General features: G+C 39.1%; 2 protein-coding genes. One reads left to right on the top strand and one right to left on the bottom strand.

All coding sequences use genetic code 11. From position 1 onward, the window contains the following. Nucleotides 1–206: 206 nt before the first annotated feature. Nucleotides 207–1835: a peptide chain release factor 3 gene (gene prfC / locus H6F47_RS27140; RefSeq protein ID WP_137669001.1), complete on the bottom strand. Its 1629-nt coding sequence runs from the start codon at nucleotides 1833–1835 to the stop codon at nucleotides 207–209. Nucleotides 1836–2303: 468 nt separating this feature from the next. On the opposite strand from prfC, the gene H6F47_RS27145 reads away from it, so the two are divergent. Further along, nucleotides 2304–2549: a hypothetical protein gene (locus H6F47_RS27145; RefSeq protein ID WP_096565902.1), complete on the top strand. Its 246-nt coding sequence runs from the start codon at nucleotides 2304–2306 to the stop codon at nucleotides 2547–2549. The last annotated feature ends 159 nt before the right edge of the window (nucleotides 2550–2708 follow it).

Below are 2708 nucleotides of genomic sequence, written 5' to 3' on the forward strand. Positions count from 1 at the left end.
GGGACTGGTGACTGGGGACTGGGGACTGGTGACTGGTGACTGGGGACTGGTGACTGGGGACTGGTGACTGGGGACTGGGTAATCAATTTTATTTTCCCAATTACCAATTACCAATTACCAATTACCAATTACCAATTACCAATTACCAATTACCAATTACCAATTACCAATTACCAATTACCAATTACCAATTCCCTTTTAATTGTTTATTTTTCTACTGGTTGTTGACTAGAAAACACTGGGGCAATGGCACTTAATTTTAACTCTGGATGGTCGCCCTGTAATTGTTGACAATTCCATTCATTACGGAATAATAAAACTGGTCTTCCCATACTATCTTTGACTGTCGTAGTGTTAAATACACGCCCCACTTTTTCCAAAGCTTCCCAACCACCTTCAACCCAGCGAGCCACACTATATGGTAATAAATCAAGAATAGTTTCTACACCATATTCATTTTGTAAACGGAACTGCACAACTTCAAATTGCAACTGACCAACTGCTGCCAAAATTGGATCGCGTTTAGCTTCATCAGTCGAGTACATAATTTGTACAGCACCTTCTTCTCTTAGTTCAGAAACACCTTTTTGAAATTGCTTAAATTTTGAGGGGTTGGGGTTTCTTAAAGTCGCAAACAGTTCTGGTGAAAAATAAGGAATTCCCTCATATTCCAGTTTTTGTCCTGTGTAAATTGTGTCACCAATGGCAAAAACGCCAGGGTTATTTAAACCTATTACATCCCCAGCATAAGCGACATCAATAGACTCTCTCTCTTGGGCAAAAAGTTTTTGCGGTCGAGACAGACGGACAGCCTTACCTGTGCGGGCGTGGTTCACTGTCATATCTTTTTCAAACTTACCTGTGCAGACCCGGACAAAAGCAACTCTATCTCTATGTTTGGGATCCATGTTAGCTTGGAGTTTGAAGACAAATCCTGTAAACTCTGGGTAAGTTGGGGGAATTTCGCCAGCGGTGCTGTGATGTGTACCGGGTTTGAGGGCGTAGTCCAAGAAGTATTTGAGGAATAACTCGACCCCAAAGTTAGTCATGGCGCTCCCAAAAAACACCGGAGTCATTTTTCCTTGATGCACTAAATCTAAATCTAGTTCCCCACCGGCTCCTTCTAATAGTTCTAACTCATCTTTAAGTTGATGGTAAAGTTCTTGTTCTAAAAGTTGTTCAATCCTGCTATCACCTAAATCAACTATAGTATCACGGGCTTCTTTACTACCGTGGGCGCTACGTTCAAATAAATGGATTTGCTTTTGGTGGCGATCAAATACGCCTTTAAAGCGATCGCCCATTCCTATCGGCCAGTTTACCGAGTATGTTTGTAATCCCAATTCTTGCTCAATCTCATCCAAAAGTTCTAAAGGTTCTCTTCCCGGACGGTCGAGTTTATTCACAAAGGTGAAAATGGGAATACCCCTCATTTTACACACTTCAAACAGTTTCCGGGTTTGGGGTTCTAACCCTTTAGCCGCATCAATCAGCATCACCGCGTTATCGGCTGCTGCTAAAGTTCTATAAGTGTCCTCACTAAAATCTTGGTGTCCAGGGGTATCAAGTAAATTAATTTGACAATTGTTATAGACAAATTGTAAAACAGTAGAGGTAATAGAAATACCCCGTTGTTGTTCCATTGCCATCCAGTCAGAAGTGACTTTGCGCTGGTCTCTTCGAGCTTTTACCGCTCCTGCTTCATGGATAGCACCCCCGTATAATAATAATTTTTCAGTTAACGTAGTTTTACCAGCATCAGGGTGAGAAATAATCGCAAAATTGCGACGTTGTTCCACCGCTTCACCTAGTTCTTCAATCAGTTCAGTAGCCATAATTTGTAATTTGTTTTTTACCTTACTTAATTAAATGTAATCTTTTTCAGGACTAAGGAAACATATTTGTCTATTCTATTCATTTTCACCTGTGAATCAATCAATTTTAATTCAGCTAATTCAAAAATTCATGGGTGAGGTAGTTGACAAATTGGGTAGTTTTCATTATGATTTTGTTATACTGGAAATCCGTGGGCGCATATAGGGTCTTGTTTGAGATTGATAAGATTGTCAGAATCAGGATATCCAGGATTTAAGGATTTACAGGATGTGCGTTTGTAATATTCTATAATATCTGTACTAAGCTGTTGTGCATTTAATTTGTATAAGTGGAACAGGCATCTTGCCTGTTAAACAAGAGTTCAGAACATTAGGATTATACAATTTAGCTGTGTAACAGCTTATCAGCATCTGGATGGGGAGATTTTGAGTAGAATAGACTGGTAAAGTTGTAAAGGAAATTCTATTATGTCATCTCCAGCAATTACCACTGTCATCAAAATGATGGAATCTTTATCTGAAGATGTACAAGACAGAGTTGCAGAACATTTGAGAGAATATTTAGCAGATTTACAAGATGAATTAAAATGGGATAATTCATTTAAAAAAAGTCAACAAAAATTAATTGCATCTGCTCAACGTGCTAAAAGAGAAATTGCAGAAGGATTAGCTAAACCAATAGACCTCTCCAAAATAGAATGTATTGATTTTTAATATATTGTAGGGGCGAAGCATTTGGGCGATAATTTGACGGAAAAATCAGACATCTAGATAGGGGTTGCTGAGAAAGTCTTTCCGTGAGGGCATAGGAGTCAGGAGTCAGGAGTCAGGAGTCAGGAGAAGATTTGAAAATTTCTTTGCCATCTCTTGAAA

This window comes from Sphaerospermopsis sp. FACHB-1094, assembly GCF_014696195.1.
GTDB classification, from domain to species: Bacteria; Cyanobacteriota; Cyanobacteriia; order Cyanobacteriales; family Nostocaceae; genus Sphaerospermopsis; species Sphaerospermopsis kisseleviana.

Excerpts from the sequence above, each read along its gene's own strand:
- H6F47_RS27145 (WP_096565902.1), top strand. The coding sequence starts at position 2,304 with ATGTCATCTCCAGCAATTACCACTGTCATCAAAATGATGGAATCTTTA.
- prfC (WP_137669001.1), bottom strand. The coding sequence starts at position 1,835 with ATGGCTACTGAACTGATTGAAGAACTAGGTGAAGCGGTGGAACAACGT.